General features: G+C 63.2%; 16 protein-coding genes. 12 read left to right on the forward strand and 4 right to left on the reverse strand.

Annotated elements, in window-relative coordinates; translation table 11 throughout:
* Positions 1–221: 221 nt before the first annotated feature.
* Entirely contained in the window at positions 222–671 is a 450-nt protein-coding gene (gene arfB, locus VNH11_00960; protein HVA44929.1) for an alternative ribosome rescue aminoacyl-tRNA hydrolase ArfB, read from the forward strand.
* A 44-nt stretch (positions 672–715) separates the two neighbouring features.
* Here the strand turns inward: arfB and VNH11_00965 are convergent, their stop codons facing one another.
* Entirely contained in the window at positions 716–1,978 is a 1,263-nt protein-coding gene (locus tag VNH11_00965; protein ID HVA44930.1) for an MFS transporter, read from the reverse strand.
* Between the two features lie 192 nt (positions 1,979–2,170).
* On the opposite strand from VNH11_00965, the gene VNH11_00970 reads away from it, so the two are divergent.
* The 3 genes from VNH11_00970 to VNH11_00980 all read left to right on the forward strand — a co-directional run bounded on the left by VNH11_00970 (position 2,171) and on the right by VNH11_00980 (position 4,614).
* Positions 2,171–2,908, forward strand: a complete 738-nt coding sequence (locus VNH11_00970; GenBank protein HVA44931.1) for a polyprenol monophosphomannose synthase — start codon at positions 2,171–2,173, stop codon at positions 2,906–2,908.
* Positions 2,909–2,975: 67 nt separating this feature from the next.
* On the forward strand, positions 2,976–3,932 hold the full coding sequence (locus tag VNH11_00975; protein ID HVA44932.1) for a GDP-mannose 4,6-dehydratase: 957 nt from the start codon (positions 2,976–2,978) through the stop codon (positions 3,930–3,932).
* A gap of 40 nt (positions 3,933–3,972) precedes the next feature.
* Positions 3,973–4,614 (forward strand): Uma2 family endonuclease, encoded by a 642-nt coding sequence (locus tag VNH11_00980; protein ID HVA44933.1) that lies wholly within the window; start codon positions 3,973–3,975, stop codon positions 4,612–4,614.
* Between the two features lie 35 nt (positions 4,615–4,649).
* Here the strand turns inward: VNH11_00980 and VNH11_00985 are convergent, their stop codons facing one another.
* Complete coding sequence (locus VNH11_00985; GenBank protein HVA44934.1) at positions 4,650–5,372, reverse strand: platelet-activating factor acetylhydrolase IB subunit; 723 nt, start codon at positions 5,370–5,372, stop codon at positions 4,650–4,652.
* Positions 5,373–5,536: 164 nt separating this feature from the next.
* On the opposite strand from VNH11_00985, the gene VNH11_00990 reads away from it, so the two are divergent.
* On the forward strand, positions 5,537–6,709 hold the full coding sequence (locus VNH11_00990; protein ID HVA44935.1) for an ATP-dependent 6-phosphofructokinase: 1,173 nt from the start codon (positions 5,537–5,539) through the stop codon (positions 6,707–6,709).
* 323 nt (positions 6,710–7,032) lie between these two features.
* Positions 7,033–7,164 (forward strand): hypothetical protein, encoded by a 132-nt coding sequence (locus VNH11_00995; protein HVA44936.1) that lies wholly within the window; start codon positions 7,033–7,035, stop codon positions 7,162–7,164.
* 5 nt (positions 7,165–7,169) lie between these two features.
* Here VNH11_00995 and VNH11_01000 read toward each other — a convergent pair whose 3' ends face one another.
* Positions 7,170–10,115: a hypothetical protein gene (locus VNH11_01000; protein HVA44937.1), complete on the reverse strand. Its 2,946-nt coding sequence runs from the start codon at positions 10,113–10,115 to the stop codon at positions 7,170–7,172.
* 282 nt (positions 10,116–10,397) lie between these two features.
* Between VNH11_01000 and VNH11_01005 the strand changes: the two genes are divergently transcribed.
* From VNH11_01005 to VNH11_01020, 4 genes are all read left to right on the forward strand, one after another.
* A complete protein-coding gene (locus VNH11_01005) occupies positions 10,398–10,976 on the forward strand; it encodes a hypothetical protein (protein HVA44938.1) in 579 nt (192 codons plus the stop codon).
* 513 nt (positions 10,977–11,489) lie between these two features.
* Complete coding sequence (locus tag VNH11_01010) at positions 11,490–12,254, forward strand: RNA polymerase sigma factor (protein ID HVA44939.1); 765 nt, start codon at positions 11,490–11,492, stop codon at positions 12,252–12,254.
* Positions 12,255–12,269: 15 nt separating this feature from the next.
* Entirely contained in the window at positions 12,270–12,563 is a 294-nt protein-coding gene (locus VNH11_01015; GenBank protein HVA44940.1) for a hypothetical protein, read from the forward strand.
* A complete protein-coding gene (locus VNH11_01020; GenBank protein ID HVA44941.1) occupies positions 12,560–13,132 on the forward strand; it encodes a hypothetical protein in 573 nt (190 codons plus the stop codon). The genes VNH11_01015 and VNH11_01020 overlap by 4 nt, the downstream gene beginning before the upstream one ends.
* A 291-nt stretch (positions 13,133–13,423) precedes the next feature.
* On the opposite strand, the gene VNH11_01025 is transcribed toward VNH11_01020, so the two are convergent.
* Positions 13,424–13,654 (reverse strand): hypothetical protein, encoded by a 231-nt coding sequence (locus VNH11_01025; protein HVA44942.1) that lies wholly within the window; start codon positions 13,652–13,654, stop codon positions 13,424–13,426.
* A gap of 624 nt (positions 13,655–14,278) precedes the next feature.
* Between VNH11_01025 and VNH11_01030 the strand changes: the two genes are divergently transcribed.
* Both VNH11_01030 and flgG read left to right on the forward strand, forming a co-directional pair.
* The gene (locus VNH11_01030; GenBank protein ID HVA44943.1) at positions 14,279–15,031 is read left to right on the forward strand and encodes a flagellar hook-basal body protein; all 753 of its coding nucleotides are present in this window, start codon (positions 14,279–14,281) and stop codon (positions 15,029–15,031) included.
* 128 nt (positions 15,032–15,159) lie between these two features.
* Positions 15,160–15,966: a flagellar basal-body rod protein FlgG gene (gene flgG / locus VNH11_01035; GenBank protein ID HVA44944.1), complete on the forward strand. Its 807-nt coding sequence runs from the start codon at positions 15,160–15,162 to the stop codon at positions 15,964–15,966.
* The last annotated feature ends 1 nt before the right edge of the window (position 15,967 follow it).

Genomic DNA, 15,967 nt, shown 5'->3' on the forward strand with positions numbered 1-15,967 from the left:
GCCAGCGATGCCCCGGTCGTCAGCCTGCCGGGGCGTCGCCGCGATCGAGTGTAGACGCCGAACTGGCCCATGGCGCGGCTCTGCCCCAGCCACCGCTTGCGTCATCCGGCCGACGGCCAGACTTCTCAGGAAGTCCGCTGCTACGGATTTCATGTTGTTGCTCTCCTGCCGTTCTTCAAACTATCTCGTCTCCCCGCGCCCTTCTGCCCTATACTATATCAATGTCATCTGCTGAGACACCGCAAGACCCTGAATCGTTCCTGACGGTGAGCAACCGCATCCGGATTCCGCTGGAGGAGTTCGAGTTCACCTTTGCGCGCAGTTCGGGGCCGGGCGGGCAAAACGTCAACAAAGTGAACAGCAAGGCCCTGCTGCGGTGGCCCGTGCGCACCAGTCCCAGCTTGCCCGAAGCGGTGCGCGAGCGTTTTGTCGGCCGCTACGGCAACCGCATCACGGTCGATGGCGACCTGCTCATTTCCAGCCAGCGCTTTCGCGACCAGGGCCGCAATGTCGACGATTGTCTCGACCGACTCCGCGAGATGCTGGCGGCAGTGGCCGCACCGCCGACGCGGCGCAAGCGCACCAAGCCGACACGGGCGTCGATCAGGCGCCGGCTGGAAAACAAACGCCGGACCTCGCAAAAAAAGCAGGGACGACGGGAGCCGGATTAGACCATATCGCGCGCCTCGGACCTTAATCAATCGAAAATCGAGAACTACGCCGTGCGCGCCTCACGGCTGAACCATGTGTAGGCGGCGCCGGTGGCGAAGATCGCGGCCGAGGCGGTGACGAACGTGGCGGGATAGTCGGGCAAACCCATCTTGCCGTACCAGTAAACCATCTCGCCGACGGCCGGCATGCCGATCAGATTGCCGACATCGAACATCGCCAACACCAGCGTGGTGCCCAAACCGCGATAGCGCAAGGGAAATGCCCCGCTGCCGCCCGCCACGGCCGCCGGAAACACGAACGCGTGGGCGATGCCAATCAGCACCGCCGGAAAGACGAACTGCCATTCCGTCTTGACCAGCAAAAAGCTGAGCGTGCCCAGCGACAGACTCGTCATGCCGCACAGCACCATCGGCCGCACTCCCCAGCGCCGCGGCAACTGCCGAATGAGCATCCGCGTGACAAACGCCGTGGGCGCGTAAATCCAGAAAAACACGGCCAGCTTCGGAATGTGCAGTTCCGCCGCATAACGGGTCAAGAAGATCGTCGGCAGGCCGAGCCCGAAGCCGGCCGCGGCCCCTGCCCAGAGCACGGCGCCTGGATGATATCGCCGCAGGACCAACAGCATGGGTGGCTGCCGCCGCTTGGGGCGCACCCCGACGCCCCGCGTGGCAAACCACGAAAACGCAAAACCGGCCGACGCGATCAAAACGACTGCATAAAACATGCTCGCGACGTGGTCCCGGTCGAGCGTACACAGCAGCCGGTCGCCGAGCTGCGTGCCGATCATCATGCCGACGAAGCCCGACGTGCCCAAGGTGCCGATGACCTCGGCCATGCGGGCAACCGGCGCGCGGCCGGAAATGTAGGTGATCGAGGCGCCGAAGAACCCGGAAACACTGGTTTGAAACAGCACGCGCAGGGCGTAGATGAGCGGACCGTGGGCCGTGGTCACCAGCAGGTGCGCGGCGCAGCTTACGATGAGCATGGCGGACGACCAGAGCCAGATCCGCCGCGGCCCATAGGTGTCGATGCCCGTGCCTTGGGCCAGCCGCATCAGCAGGCTGCCGACCATGCCCGCGGCGACGATCCAGCCGAGATCGACCTCATTTCCGCCCATGAATGACACGAAATCGCCATAGCGGTAAAGCAGACTTACGGCCACCATCGTGGAGGTGTTTGCCGCGTAGGTGAACCAGAACGGCGCGCCAAACGCCGCCCCGTCACCGGCCGGCGAGCACTTGGGCCGGGCGGCGCGCGACGCCAGCGGGGCGGTGGGTGCGGCAGGAGCGGTAAGCGGCGGGGGCATCACAGCCGTGTGAAGGAGGGCACTGGTTCTGGCCATTATACTCAGTCGGGCCACAAGGCACAGCAAGCCTCATGCCTGCCGACGAGAAGAGCGAGGATTGCCTGAAGAGGTTCGCGCGGGTGCGGCGAACGCGCATCGGATGTCGATGGGCTGGCGTGGCGGGTGGCCGGGTGCAACGCTAAAATGCCGGAAATGTCCAACGCCGAAAAAACACTCGTTACGGTGGCGACCTACAACGAGATCGACAACCTGCCGCTGTTGGTGGCGGAGGTTTTTCAGCATGCGCCCCAGGTCGATCTGCTGGTGATCGACGACAATTCGCCCGACGGAACCGGCCGCTGGTGCGACGAACAGGCGCGGCAAGACCCGCGCATTCATTGCCTGCACCGCGAAGGCAAGCTGGGGCTGGGCTCGGCCATCGTGGCCGGCATGCGTTACTCCATCGAGCAGGGCTACAAGTATCTGCTGAATATCGACGCCGATTTCAGCCACCATCCGCGGTATCTGCCGCAGCTCATCGCGGCGATGGATCCGCCCGATGGTCCGCCGGTGGACGTGATGATCGGGTCCCGCTATGTACCGGGCGGCGGCATCGAAGGCTGGCCGCTGAAGCGCTACTTGATGAGCCGCAGCGTCAATCTGTATGCCCGCATGCTGTTGGGACTGACGACCAAAGATTGTAGCGGCGCGTATCGCTGCTACCGTGTTACGCGGTTGGCGCAGCTCGATTTTGGCGGCTTTCTCTCGCAGGGTTACGCCTTTCAAGAGGAGGTGCTCTGGCACTTGAAACGGCTCGGCTGCCGCTTCGGTGAAACGCCGATCACGTTCGTCGACCGCGTGCGCGGCAGCTCCAAGATCAATTCCAAGGAGGCTTGGCATGCCCTGTGGGTGATTCTGGCGCTGGGCCGTAGGAATTGGCTGGGAAGGTAGTCCATGCACTAACCACTAACCACTAACCACTAACCACTAACCACTAACCACTAACCACTAACCACCCATGCCTTTCCTCGTTACCGGCGGGGCCGGCTTCATCGGCAGCCACTTCATCGAACGCTTGCTGGCCGAGCGCGATGAGAAAATCGTCTGCCTCGATAACTTCAACGACTTTTATGACCCCGCGGTCAAGCGAGCCAGCGTCGCCAGCTTCGCGCGAAGTCAAAAGGTCGCGGTGATCGAAGGCGACTTCCGCGATGCGGAGGCCATGCGGCGACTGTTCCAGGGGCATCGCTTCTCGCACGTAATTCATCTGGGCGCCTACGCCGGCGTGAGGCCCAGCGTGGCCAACCCGCTGATCTACGAAACGACGAACGTCGGCGGCACGCTGTCGCTGCTGGAGGCCGCCCGGCAGTTTCCCGTCGAGCGGTTCCTGCTCGTCTCTTCGTCCACGGTTTACGGGCATCCGGCAACGGCGCCGTTCGTGGAAGACGCGCCTTTGGGCCGGCCGCTTAGTCCCTACGGCGCCAGCAAGCGTGCCGCGGAGCTCTTCGGGATGACTTACTTTCAGCTCCACCAGGTGCCGGTGGTCTCATTGCGGCCCTTCAGCGTTTATGGACCGCGTCTCCGGCCCGACCTGGCCTTGTCGATTTGGACCGCCGCCATTGCGTCGGGAAAGCCTCTGCCGCTGTTCGGCGACGGCAGCGCGCTTCGCGACTTCACCCACGTCAGCGATATTTGCGGCGGCCTGCTCGCCGCGCTCGACGCACGAAACGTTGTGGGAGAGGCCATCAACCTGGGACACGATCATCCGATCGAATTGAAGGATGTGATCGCGACCTTGGAGGCTGCGTTGGGCAAGAAAGCCGCCATCGACTATCAGCCCGCCAAGCCGGGCGACATGCCGCTGACCCATGCCGACCTGACGAAGGCCCGGCGGCTGCTGAACTACAAGCCGCGGGTTTCATTCGAGGACGGCGTGCGGGAATTTGTGGCGTGGCACGTCGGCCAAGTGGTATGATGTTTTCATAGAGCGGCGAGTGGCCAAAGGTGCAAGGTCTATGAATACCGGCAGATTGAATGATGTGGTCGCGGGACGCGTGCCGGCGCCACTTCCCTTTACCGTCGAGCAGTTTCACAAGATGGTCGGTCAGGGCATCTTGGTGGAAGGCGATCCGGTCGAGCTGATCGACGGCGTCGTCATGCACAAAGACCGCGCTGCGGTGGGAGAAGGACGAATGGTTCACGGTCGTCGTCATGCGGCAACGATCGCCCAGATTCAACGGCTCCTGGAGCAGCATACCGGCCGATACGACTGCCACATTCGCACGCAACTGCCGGTCACGTTGTCGAAAACCAGCGAGCCGGAACCGGATTTGGCACTCGTTGAAGGTGCCCCAAACCGGTATCTCGCCCGGCATCCCGCGGCCACCGACGTGCTCGTCGTCGTCGAGGTGGCCGATAGCTCGCTCGACTACGACCGCCGCACCAAATGCGCTCTCTACGCCGCTTCGGGCATCGCCACCTATTGGATCGTGAATCTGATCGATGATCAGATCGAGGTGTACGCCTTGCCTGATAAACGGAAGCGACGTTACTCGCGGCAAACGGTGTACGCGATGAGCCACAGCGTGAGCTTGCGTCTGTCGGACGGCACATCGATCGAGTTGGCCGTCAAGGATTTGATTCCGGCCGGAGCTTAGGTTCAAGTCCCAGCCACCCCCTTGTTCGTCGGCGTTCACTCGCCCAGCAGCTTCGCCACCTGCGGCTCGATCGCTTCGGCCCAGATCTCGTAGCCGCGTTTGCTCAGGTGCAACAGATCGGGCATGATCTCGCGCTCGAGCTTTCCGTCGTCGCTCAAAAAGCTTTCGGAGATGTCGAGGTAGACGACCGACTTGCCGTCGTCCAGGCTCTTGATGATCTCGTTGGTGGCGATGTTCACCTTTCGCTTGGCGTCGTTGGCGTCCGGACCACGAGGAAAAATGCCCAGCAGCAGGACCTTGGTCGAGGGCAGCTTCGTCCGCAGCTTCTGAACGATGGCCGTGATGCCGGCGGCGATGTCATCGGGGCTGTCGCTGCCGGAATTGTTGGTGCCGATCATCACCACGGCCAGCTTGGGCTGGATGCCGTCGATGTTGCCGTTGTCGAGCCGCCACAGCACGTGCTGAGTGCGATCGCCGCCGATGCCGGCATTCATGGCCTTGCGCGGGCCGTAGAATTTCTGCCACACGCCTTGAGCCGCATCGCTTTCCCAACCCTGCGTGATCGAGTCGCCAATGAAAATCAGATCGACGTCGCCCTGGTTGGCGCGGTCGTTGATCTTTTGGTGCCGCGCCTGCCACCAATCGTCGGGCCTCGCTACCGGCGTGGTGGTGGTGAACTCATCGGCGGCAAAAGCCGGGGTGAATGACGCCGCGGCGACGGCGGCGAGAACGGCGAATGTCAGACGACGGCGAATCATGTTGAAGGCTCCGTGGTAGATCAGGCTCGGTACGTCAGCATACCGGCCTCGCGACGCGTTGCAAGTCCGTCCGCCCATCAGAATCCGCACAATCGCACCGGCCAAGATGACCTACATTTGTCGGGCGAACGTTACCACGAGCTATTCCTGCTGCACGAACCAACATGACAAAGCGAATCGGCATCCTGACCAGCGGCGGCGATTGTCCCGGCCTGAACGCGGTCATCCGCGGCGTCGTCAAATCAGCCGAGCGGCTCGATTACGATTGCGTCGGTTTCTTGCGCGGCTATGAGGGTCTGGTCGACCCGGTCAGTTATCTGCCGCTGAACCACAAGAACACATCGGGCATCCTCAACCAGGGCGGCACTATCCTCGGCTCCACGAATCAGGGTCGCTTCGCCGCCACGCGCGGCGTCGACCAGCGGGTCGAGATCGACATCGAGCTGCTGGCCGGAGTGCAGGTGACCGTCGAGCAACTTGGCCTGTCGGGCCTGATCTGCGTCGGCGGCGACGGCTCGCTGGCCATCGCCCAGCAGTTTTATGAGTTCGGTATTCCGGTGATCGGCGTGCCCAAGACGATCGACAACGACCTGTCGGCCACGGCCTACACCTTCGGCTTCGACAGTGCCGTGGCCTGCGCCACCGATGCCCTCGACCGCCTGCACACCACGGCCGCCGCTCACGACCGCATCATGGTGCTGGAAGTGATGGGCCGCCACACCGGCTGGATCGCCCTGCACGCGGGCATCGCCGGCGGCGGCGACGTGATCCTTATTCCGGAGATTCCCTGGCACTTCGATCACGTCTGCCACAAGATTCTCGACCGCGAGTCGCAGGGCAAGCGGTTCACGCTGGTGGTGGTGGCCGAAGGCGCGCATTTGCCCGACGGCGAACTGGTGACGCAAGAGCGGCGGCAAGAGAGCCGGCAGACGCGGCTGGGCGGCATCGGCAACGTGGTGGCGAACGAGATTCAGGAGCGGCTGCACCGCGACGTGCGCTGCGTGGTGCTGGGCCATTTGCAGCGCGGCGGGCCGCCGACCACGTTCGACCGCGTGCTGGCCACGCAGTTCGGGGCGCACGCGGTGCGGCTCGTCCATCACCGCCACTTCGGGCAGATGATCTGCTTTCAGCCGCCGCAGATCGACAGCGTGCCGATCGCCGAAGCGGTCAGCCGGCTGCGGCGGGTCGATCCGACGAGCGCCGCCGTGCAGGCCGCGCGGGCGCTGGGCATCAGCTTCGGCGATTGCCCCAAGACGTTCAGCCCGTTTCACTCGCCGGTTGAGGAGGCGGACGACGAGCAGGCTCACGCGGATACCTTAGCGGTCGCGGTGCCGTAGGCGCCGACCGGCGCGCGCAAAACCGATGGCTCGGATGCGGTTAAGTCATACGGGATTTGTTCCGATCGGGGATCGTGTTTGCCACCAGCTTTAGCTGGTGGTGGGCGAACATCATCAATAATCTTGAGCCGGCTTTAGCCGGGCTTCTCGATCGTGGCTGTAGCCCTTGCCCGCGACACCCAGGCCGCGATGGTCGAGAAGCCCGGCTAAAGCCGGCTCAAAGGAACAGGCAGGGTAGCCGCGCACCACCAGCTAAAGCTGGTGGCAGACCGTCCAAGCGCGGCTAAAGCCGGCTCATGGACACGTCCGCGCCATGCCAAGCGATGCCCCGGCGCGTCAAACCGGGGCATCGCTTGGCCGCCACGCTCATGAAGGCTGCCAGCCGCTACCTGGCCAAGCTCTGCCCCAGCCACCGCTTTTCGTCGGGGCAAAACGTCTCACGATCGGCCGCGTGAAGTAATCAATTTGCGATTGGCTCTTGCCGCCTGTGGCTGGTGAACTTGATCGGCCAGGGCCATCCTTTTTTCTTCGGCTTGGCCGGCCCGTCGTTGGCGGCCTCGTCCAAGGTGGCTTCGCCGGGCGGTTCGGGCGGGTTTTCGCCATCGGGCAGCGGCAGACGTTCGATCTCGCGCGAGGGCTGCCGCTCTTCGGGCCGCGGAATGTCGGCGCGGGGCCGCGGAGTTTCCGGCGTGGCCGCCTCAGCCTGCACTTGGGCGGTCGTGCCGCCTAACGGCGGAACGCCCTCCGTCGGGTACAGCGACGGCGGCGCCAGTCCGGCATCCTTGAGCCAATCGACCGGCAATTCCGGCGGCAAAGGGTACATCTGCTCAAGTTGGGCCAGGCCCTGATCGATTGGCTCGTCGATCCACACGCCGCGGTCGTTCAGACGCATGACGCCCAGGTCGTTGTAGAGGGTCATGCGCTGCTGGTAGTGCTGGAACCAATTGCTCATCAGATTGTTTTGCGAGTCGCTGAGGGCCTGCAAGGCGCTCAGCAGGTTGTTGGCGGCGGTCGGCCCCAAGGTGGCCGGCGGTTGTCCGAGGACCACGGGCGGCGGCGGCTGGTTCAGCTCCTCGCGCGTGTCGTCGACGCGCCGAACGGCGATCCGCACCGCTTGCCGCTGGATCTCGAAGTTCACTTCGTAGAGCGTGATGAGTCGCATGTCGGCGCGGAGAGCGATGTTGACGGCGTCCTCGTACTGGATTGCCGCGCGGCGTTGTTGCTGATACTGCACCAGCGCCTGCCGATAGTTGTTGCGCTGCAGCAGGCGCGTGAAGGGGGGAGCGAATTGCACGCCGAGCGTCAATTGGCCGTTATTGGCCTCGAATTTCGCCGGGTTGTTGCCCACTGTTCCCAGGCTGCCGTTGGCCGTCAAATTCAAAATGGAGCGCAACGAGTTGGCATTGTAACAAATCAGCCGCCACTGATCGACGACGCTGGCGCGAATATTCATCCAGTCGAGCCGATGGGCGCGGGCGATCTGCAGCGCGTCGACGGTGGAAAGCTCAATCGGCGCGATGTTGACGGACTCCAGGCGGGCCTTAGCGGTGACCAACGCGACTTCCTGCGCCAGTCCGGAAAGGTCGTTGGCCAACGCCACGGCCTCATTGATCGTTTGCTCCGCCGGCTGCACGCCGGACGTCTCGCGCAAGCTTTCCACGCGTGCCTCCAACTGCGTGAAGCGCGTTTCGAGCTCGGTGGCGCTATCGTCGAGCCGTTGCTTGTCGGCCAGAAACTCGGAACGCTCAACGGGCGTCATGCGGCGGGTGCGGGCTTCCGTGCGGCTGTCGAGCAGTCGCATGTCGTCGCGCATTCGGGGCAGCGCGCCGCCCGTGTCGGCGCGCAGCCGAGACAGGTCGTCAAGAATCTGCGTCAACTGTTCGTCGCTGGCATTGACGGACACGGTCCCCGCTGCTTCGGTAAAGTCGGCGATTTTGTTCTGCAGGTCGTTGAGGCGTGGATCGATGAGCTGGAATTGTTTGATCAGCGGGTCGTCGAACACCATAGGCAGATCGGGCGGCAGAGCAAGGATGGTTTGTTTAAACGAGTCCTTGGAGTTCTCCAGGCCAATTCGCGCGGCCAAAATGTTCGCCTTGCTGGTTTCCACGCTTTGCCGGAAGGTGTCGACCTGGGCGATATTGATCAAGCCTGCCGTGAGGTAGGCCTCCAGCAGTCGGAGGGTGCGAGTCTGCAAATTGAGCGCGTTTTGCGCGTTGTCGATATTGACTTGCTGCTGCAAGATGCCATAGAAGCCGCCGACATTTCCGGCGCCGCCGCCGGCGGCGCCGGCCACTGCGGCCGTGGCCGTGCCGCCGAGGCCGCCCGCGCCTCCCCCGGTGCCGAATCCGGTAAAGCCGGCGGCCGTGGCCACGTTGCCAAGACCGCCGACGCCGGTGCCGCTAAAGCCGGTGATGCCCGTGCCGCCAAAACCGCCGCCTTTTCTGGTTAGCGCGCTGCCGGTCTGGGTGTTGGTGCCGGTTGACACATTCATAAACCAGCCCTGTCGCCAGCGCTCGTACGTGCGGAGGTTGGCCAACAGGGTGCGTTCGGCGATGGTCAGCGTTTCGAGGGTGATGATCCGGCCGCCGCCGCTTAACAGCGGTTGGACCAGGTTCATGTTGATCAGCGAGTTCGTGGCGTTCGTGTGTGGGCCCGCAAGCTGCCAGACGAAGCTGTTGGCGAAATTCACTAGCAGCGTGCCGCCGGTGACGAACTCCTTGCTTAAGACCGCCGCCGAGCCAGGCGCCACGCCGTTCGTCTGGGTAAGTTGACTTCGTGGCACGACAATCGCCGGATGGCCCGGCGAAGCCGGCGTGGCGATGACACCGTTGGCTGCCGTCCCCGCCCGCAAGAAGGAGAGACCCGCACCCGGATAGAATTGCAGGTTGAAGCGGAACCGCTCGGCGCTGACGTCGAGCGCCGAGAGATACAGCGTTTCAAGCTGGGTACGGTGCAAGGGTTGATGAATATACGATAGGGCCACCGCGCCCGGCATGTCCAGCTTGACGGCCCCTTCGGGCGTCATCTCGCAATACTCCGCCAGCCGCTGCCGCCAGCCAGGATTGGGCAACTGCGGCAGCTCACCGTTGATATGCCACCACGGCGCGGCGCGCTTGCCGTCGACGCGGTGCATGTAGACGTGCGAGTACGGGTCGTCGGGCGGAAGCGGCGGATGGTCGGGGTTGGTCGGGTCGTAGTAGCGGCTGCGCGGATCCATGTTCAGGTTGAATCCGGCCGGCAACGCCCAACGAGGGTTGTTCGACTTTTCCGCCACCAGATAAGCCACCTCGCGGTCGGCCCGGCCACGCCAGAAGGCACGCGTGCAGCCGGGGGCCGCGATTAGGAGCAGTAATATCAGATTTTGGATTTTGGATTTTGAACCCTGAACCCTGCGGTGAATTGACACCGGGTTGCCTCCCTGTAAAGAACGAACTACCACAATGCTTCCGCATCCGGCACCAATCGTTGCCGGGCAGGCGGCAGCCACGTAATCCCGGACGCGCTGCCGGCCTATCTGGACTTCGGTTGGCGAATTCTGCCGTCTTTAGCGATTCTGGCAGTCGTGCGGGTGGAAACGGTCGTGCTCCACGTGCCGGTGGCGTCTTCGCTGGGCAATCAACACTGGCATGGCGTCTGCACAGCGGGTAGAATGTATTTGAACGATCCAACGTGCTGAAAGGCCCTCTTTATGTGGCGAAGCGTTTTTCTCTTCACGAGCGGCGTATTAATCGCCGCGAGCGCCCGGCTTGCGGCACAGGAAGGGTCTGCGGCCCCGCCGGGCACACCCGCCCAGGCGAGCGCGCGGCGCGCGGAAGAGCGCGCCCCGACCGGCGGCGCACCCGAAAACCGCTCGCGATACCGCCTCTCCAACGGCCGCTGGTGGTATCGGACGCCCGACAATCGTTGGTCGTATTTCGACGGCTCCCGCTGGAGGCCGTACACCGCCGGTATCGGCTATGTGCGGCGGCCCGTCGATCCCGCGCTGTTGAGGCTGGAATACAAAGAAGGCGTTCTTGGCCGACGCCGCTGGCCGCGCGTCGGCGGAGGCCTCATCTGGCAAGGGGGAGGAGAGGGTTTACCTCTGAGCGGCACGCAGGGATCGGCCGGTGGTGCCCCCAGCGGATCGTTTACCGATCCGGTTGGCGTTCCCAGCGGGATCAACACCAGCATTGGGACCTCCACGGGCGTTGGCGGACTAAACGGCGCGGGCCGGGCATTTTCCGGCTTTGGCGTCGGTCCGACCATGGGCAGCGGCCGACCGCGATAAAACAAAAGTCCTTCCTGGCTTTTTCCTGGCCTGAAACCTTTTCCTGGCCCGGAGGTCGCGGTGGTCGCGAACCGGGGCATCGGTTGGCCGCCGAGTGGTTGAGCAGATCCGGCCGCTGCCTGGCCAACCTCTGCCCCAGCCACCGCGCTCGGTGTCGCAAATCTCCTGTACCCAAAGACTTGTGTCGTTTTCGCCGTCGGCGGCTTGTGGCGATCGCGATTCGCACAAGGATGGTGTAACCGAACGCCCTGGCGGTCCACTTCTTCACTGTGGTCGTGCCGGGCACATCGGCAACGCTTCCTGTTGCCGGTTCAAGGCGAGCCCGGCAGCGAACCGCCTCCGCTCCCTGCGGCGTTCGACGACGGACTATTCCCGGTAGCTCCGCGTCGCCACGCAGGGAGCGGTTTTTTTGGTCCGGTCCCGCTGTAACTGGCGGCCTGAATCGCTACACTTAGGTTTCGATGCCGCAAGCGCTTGCGGCGTACATGAGTCGGCCGGCGGTAAAGGAGTGGTATGACTTCCTTGGTTGGGGCGCTAGGCTCGTCCGGAGCAAGCTGGAGCAGCGACGGTGGCGAACGCGCCGCAGGCAGCCTGTTGACACACGCGCAGAAGCTTCTGGCGCATGCCCAGGGGCTGTTGGCGGCCTCGGCGAGCGTGGCCGGCGCCGCCATCGACCTGACCAGCTTGTCGCATGAGGGCGACGGCGCGTCACCGGTATCGGAAGCGGACTGGTCGGACATCGCCAAGACCCTGGGAGGCGATGGGCAGGCCTACGCGCAAATCGTTCGCCGCTATCAAGACCAAATCACCGCCCAGATGTGGCGGCTCAGCCGGCAACGCGCCGACTGCGAGCAACTCGTTCACGAAGTGTTTGTCGAGGCGTATTTGAGTTTGCGGGCCTTCAAGGGACGGGCGCCCCTGCTGCACTGGCTCCGCCGCATCGCCACCCGCGTCGGCTATCGTTATTGGAAAGAGCAGGCGCGGGCGCGTCGCCAGGCGGGCGTATCGATCCAGGACTGGCACCGTAGCGTCGAGCCGGTCAACAACGATGCCGCCGAGCAAGCCGCCGTTATCGTCCACAGCGTGCTTGGGGAGCTTCCGCCGCGCGACCGGCTGGTGCTCACGCTGCTTTATTTGGAGGGTTGCTCGGTGGCCGAAGCCGCCGATCGTTCCGGCTGGAGCCAGACGATGGTCAAGGTGCAGGCCCACCGGGCACGCAAGAAGCTGAAGAAACTGCTCGAGGAACGACAAATCGACGAGTCGATTTTTGAGCGATAGTTTTGATCCAATAAGATGAGCGATCTGAACCAATTCGAGCGTTTGGCAAGCGTGGCCCGCAACGAGCGCGCTCCGCGGATCGACGTGGCTGCGCGCGTGGCCGCCAGCGTCGACGCGTTCGAGTGCCGCCGCGGGGCGTTGCGAGCGGTGGGTTACTTGGGCATGGGGGCCGATTCGCCGTTATTGGCTTTTGCCGGCCTGTCGCTGGCCGCGGCGGTGTTGGTGGGCATGTTCGCGCTGCCGTGTTGGGAGTCGCTCGAAGATCCCCTGGTGGCCTTTTGCAAACCGTTAAGCGCAATCTTCGAATGAGTACCACTGAAACGACCTGGCCCGTTCCGCAAACCGCCGCAACCGGCGGGCGACCCCCGCGCCGCCTGCTGCTCGGCATGATGGTCGCCGTCTTCTGTTCCGGCGGCGTGATCGGCAGCGGCGCCTCGCTGATGCTCATCAACCGCCGCATCGAAGACAGCGCCAAGCGTCACGATCCCGTGATTGTGGGCCACCAGGTGGCATCGGAGCTCGAAGAAAAACTGTCGCTGAGCGAGGAGCAGGTCTCTCAGGTCGATCGAATCATGAAAGAGCATCTGGCGTCGATGGATCGGCTGCGGCGCGAAGTGTTCTTTCCGAAGATTCGCGAGTCGTTCACGCAGATGAACGAGGCCGTGGCCGCGGTGCTGAACGACGAGCAGCGCGTGCAGTGGACGGCCTGGCTGGAAGAGCGGCGGCAGCGCGTTTGCCCGCCGGGCGAACACGGCCGGCACGGGCGCGGGCATTTCCACAAGCCCTCCTCGGAGGGAGGGGATTCCCGTGTGCGCCGAGGCCGGCAGGACGGCGAATCAACGCCTGTTGAGAGCGGTGCGAACAGCCACTCGGACTGAACCGCTTCCAGCGGGCTTTGTGGCAGGCCGGTGATTAGCGGAACCGCCAAACACGGAGAACCACGACCTTCTGGGCCCGAACATCGACCCGGAAGGTTGCTCCCAAAGGGGCAACGAACACGATTCGACGATCGGCTTCGCGCGATTCGCTGTGCGCGTACGGATCGCTTTGAAGGAGCCGATCAATGTCGCGGGCAGCGGCTGTGATTTTCCGTCGTTCCAAGGAATCAGCATTAACCCACGTTGCAGCAAGGTCCGCGTCGGCATCGTCCTTCCACCGAACAACAAATTTCACAAGCGCTCCAGTCGAGCAAGGACCTCATCGATGCTGTAGTCCGGCCCTTCTTCTCTGCGCTTCCACTCTTCCTCACTAAGGGGCGGTTCATCGTATCCGGGAGGCGGCGAAGTGCTCACCGGCGTAAATATCCCGACGACACGCCCGGTCTCATCGCACAGATCGAGCGGCTGGCTGAGGTTGAGGAGCTTGCTGCGCAACTCGGCATCGATCGTGATTCTCGTCATAAGTCTATCCTTGTAGGTCGCATTCGTTCCGGCCTGCTTTGCGGAGGCTGGTTTATTATACACTTCACGCGGCGGAGAATGAGACATCGGCGGTGGCTGGGGCAGAGCCTGGCCAGGTGGAGGATGGCACTTCGTTCATCTCGGCGGCCAGGCGATGTCCCGGTGCGTCCAACCGGGGCATCGCTTGGCCGTCACGCTGTTGAAGTCGCCAGCCGCTATCGGGCCAAGCTCTGCCCCAGCCACCGCTTTTGCTCGCGGAAAACTGTCTCATTCTCGACCGCTAACTGGCCAGCCTCTGCCCCAGCCACCGCCATTCTTGGTTCGGCTAAATGTCTCATTGCTGGCCGCGTAAGGTATAGCCGTCCAGGATTCACTCGCCCAGCCAAGAACGGAACCGGCTGAACCTGCGCCTCAGCGGCAACTCCCGCCTGTAAGAGACCGCGTTGTTCAACGCCATCAAGCCTTGCGGCCGTCCACGTGGCGTCGCGATAATTGCCCGCTTTCAATCGACTTAGCGTACTTTCCGACCACCTTTGACGGTCCGCCATCGAACGTTGGCACACGGCTTGCTGAATGGGGCGACCGTTCCTGCCCGGGGGGGCGTGACCGCCAGATCGCCAGGCGATGCCCTACGGACTTTATATCTCGGCCGAAGGCGCCCAGGCGCAAAGCCTGCGCATGGAGGTCATTGCCAACAATTTGGCCAACGTCAATTCGCCCGGCTTCAAGCGCGAGCAGGCGGTCTTTCAGTCGCGGTTGGCCGAAGCCGTCCAGCGCGGCATGGCCGTGCCGGGCAGGGGCGGCCTCGATGACTTGGGCGGCGGCGTCGACAGCCTGGCGACGATCACCGATTTCTCGCCCGGCGCGTTGCAACCGACCAATGCCCGCACCGATCTGGCAATCGAAGGCGACGCCTTCTTCCAAGTCCGCCGCGACGGCAAAGACTTTCTCACGCGCGCCGGCAATTTCACGCTTACGCCGACGGGCAATCTCGTGACGCCCAACGGCGATGCGGTGCTTTCGACCCAAGGGACGCCCGTCGTCATCGACCCGCAGCTCGGCGCCTGGCACATCACCCCCGACGGCTCCGTTTCGCAGGCCGGCGACAACGTCTACCTGTCGCTGGTCCGTCCGAAATCCTACGGCGAACTGGTAAAGACCGGCGACAACCTGTTTTCGCCCTTGGCCCCGCCGCTCGCCATCGCGCCCGACGAGCGGCATGTGTTGAGCGGTTTTTTGGAGGCATCGGGCGTCCAATCGGTGGGCGAAATGACGGAGATGATTGAAACCTCGCGCGCCTTTGAAGCGAACGTCAACATGATTCGCAGCCAGGACCAGATTCTTGGAGAGTTGGTGAGTCGGGTGTTGAAAACATAGATCTTAGGTCTTGGGTCTTAGGTCTTAGGTCTTGGGAGCTGCCGAAGGCCCAAGACCAAAGGCCCAAGACCAAAGGCCCAAGACCAAATCGGTAAATCTTGAATCCCTCATCCTGATCCTGAACGCTCATGTCAATCCAAGCCCTCCGCACCGGCGCCACCGGCATGCGGGCGCAGGAAATGAACCTGGACGTGATCGCTAATAACATAGCGAACGTCAACACGATCGCCTTCAAGCGGTCGCGCTCCAACACCGAGAACTTGTTCTATCGATACATCAAATTACCGGGGGCCCAGGATGCCTTCAACAACTATGCTCCAACGGGCCTGGCTATCGGGCTCGGCACGCGCGTGCAGGGCACGCAAATGATCTTCGACCAGGGCACGTTCGATGTCACCAACAACCCCTACGATCTGGCGATCGATGGCGACGGGTTCTTTCAGGTGATCGACCCGACCACCAACAACTTTCTCTATACGCGGGCCGGCAACTTCGCGGTCAACTCCAACGGCATTCTCGTCGTCGGCTCATCGAACACCGGCCGCCAGGTGCAACCGCAGATCTCCATCCCCATCAACACGATGGGCATCGTGATCAGTTCCGAAGGCAACGTCTCCATCCAGCAATTTGGCCAGACGCAATTCTCGCAGGTGGGCCAATTGCAACTGGCAAAATTCATGAATCCCGAAGGTCTGCTGGCCATGGGTGAAAACCTTTACCAGGAGACGCTCTCGTCGGGCGCGGCGATCTTCGGCCAGCCGGGCACGAACGGCCTGGGCACGGTCGTACAAAACAGCCTGGAACAATCCAACGTCGATCCCACCAACGAGCTCATCGACCTGATCACCACGCAGCGCTCGTACGAGCTCAACTCGCAGTGCGTGCAAGCGGGCGATCAAATGCTGCAGCTCGTCAACAACCTGCGGAGGTTCTAGT

This window comes from Pirellulales bacterium, from assembly GCA_035533075.1.
GTDB lineage: Bacteria > Planctomycetota > Planctomycetia > Pirellulales > JAICIG01 > DASSFG01.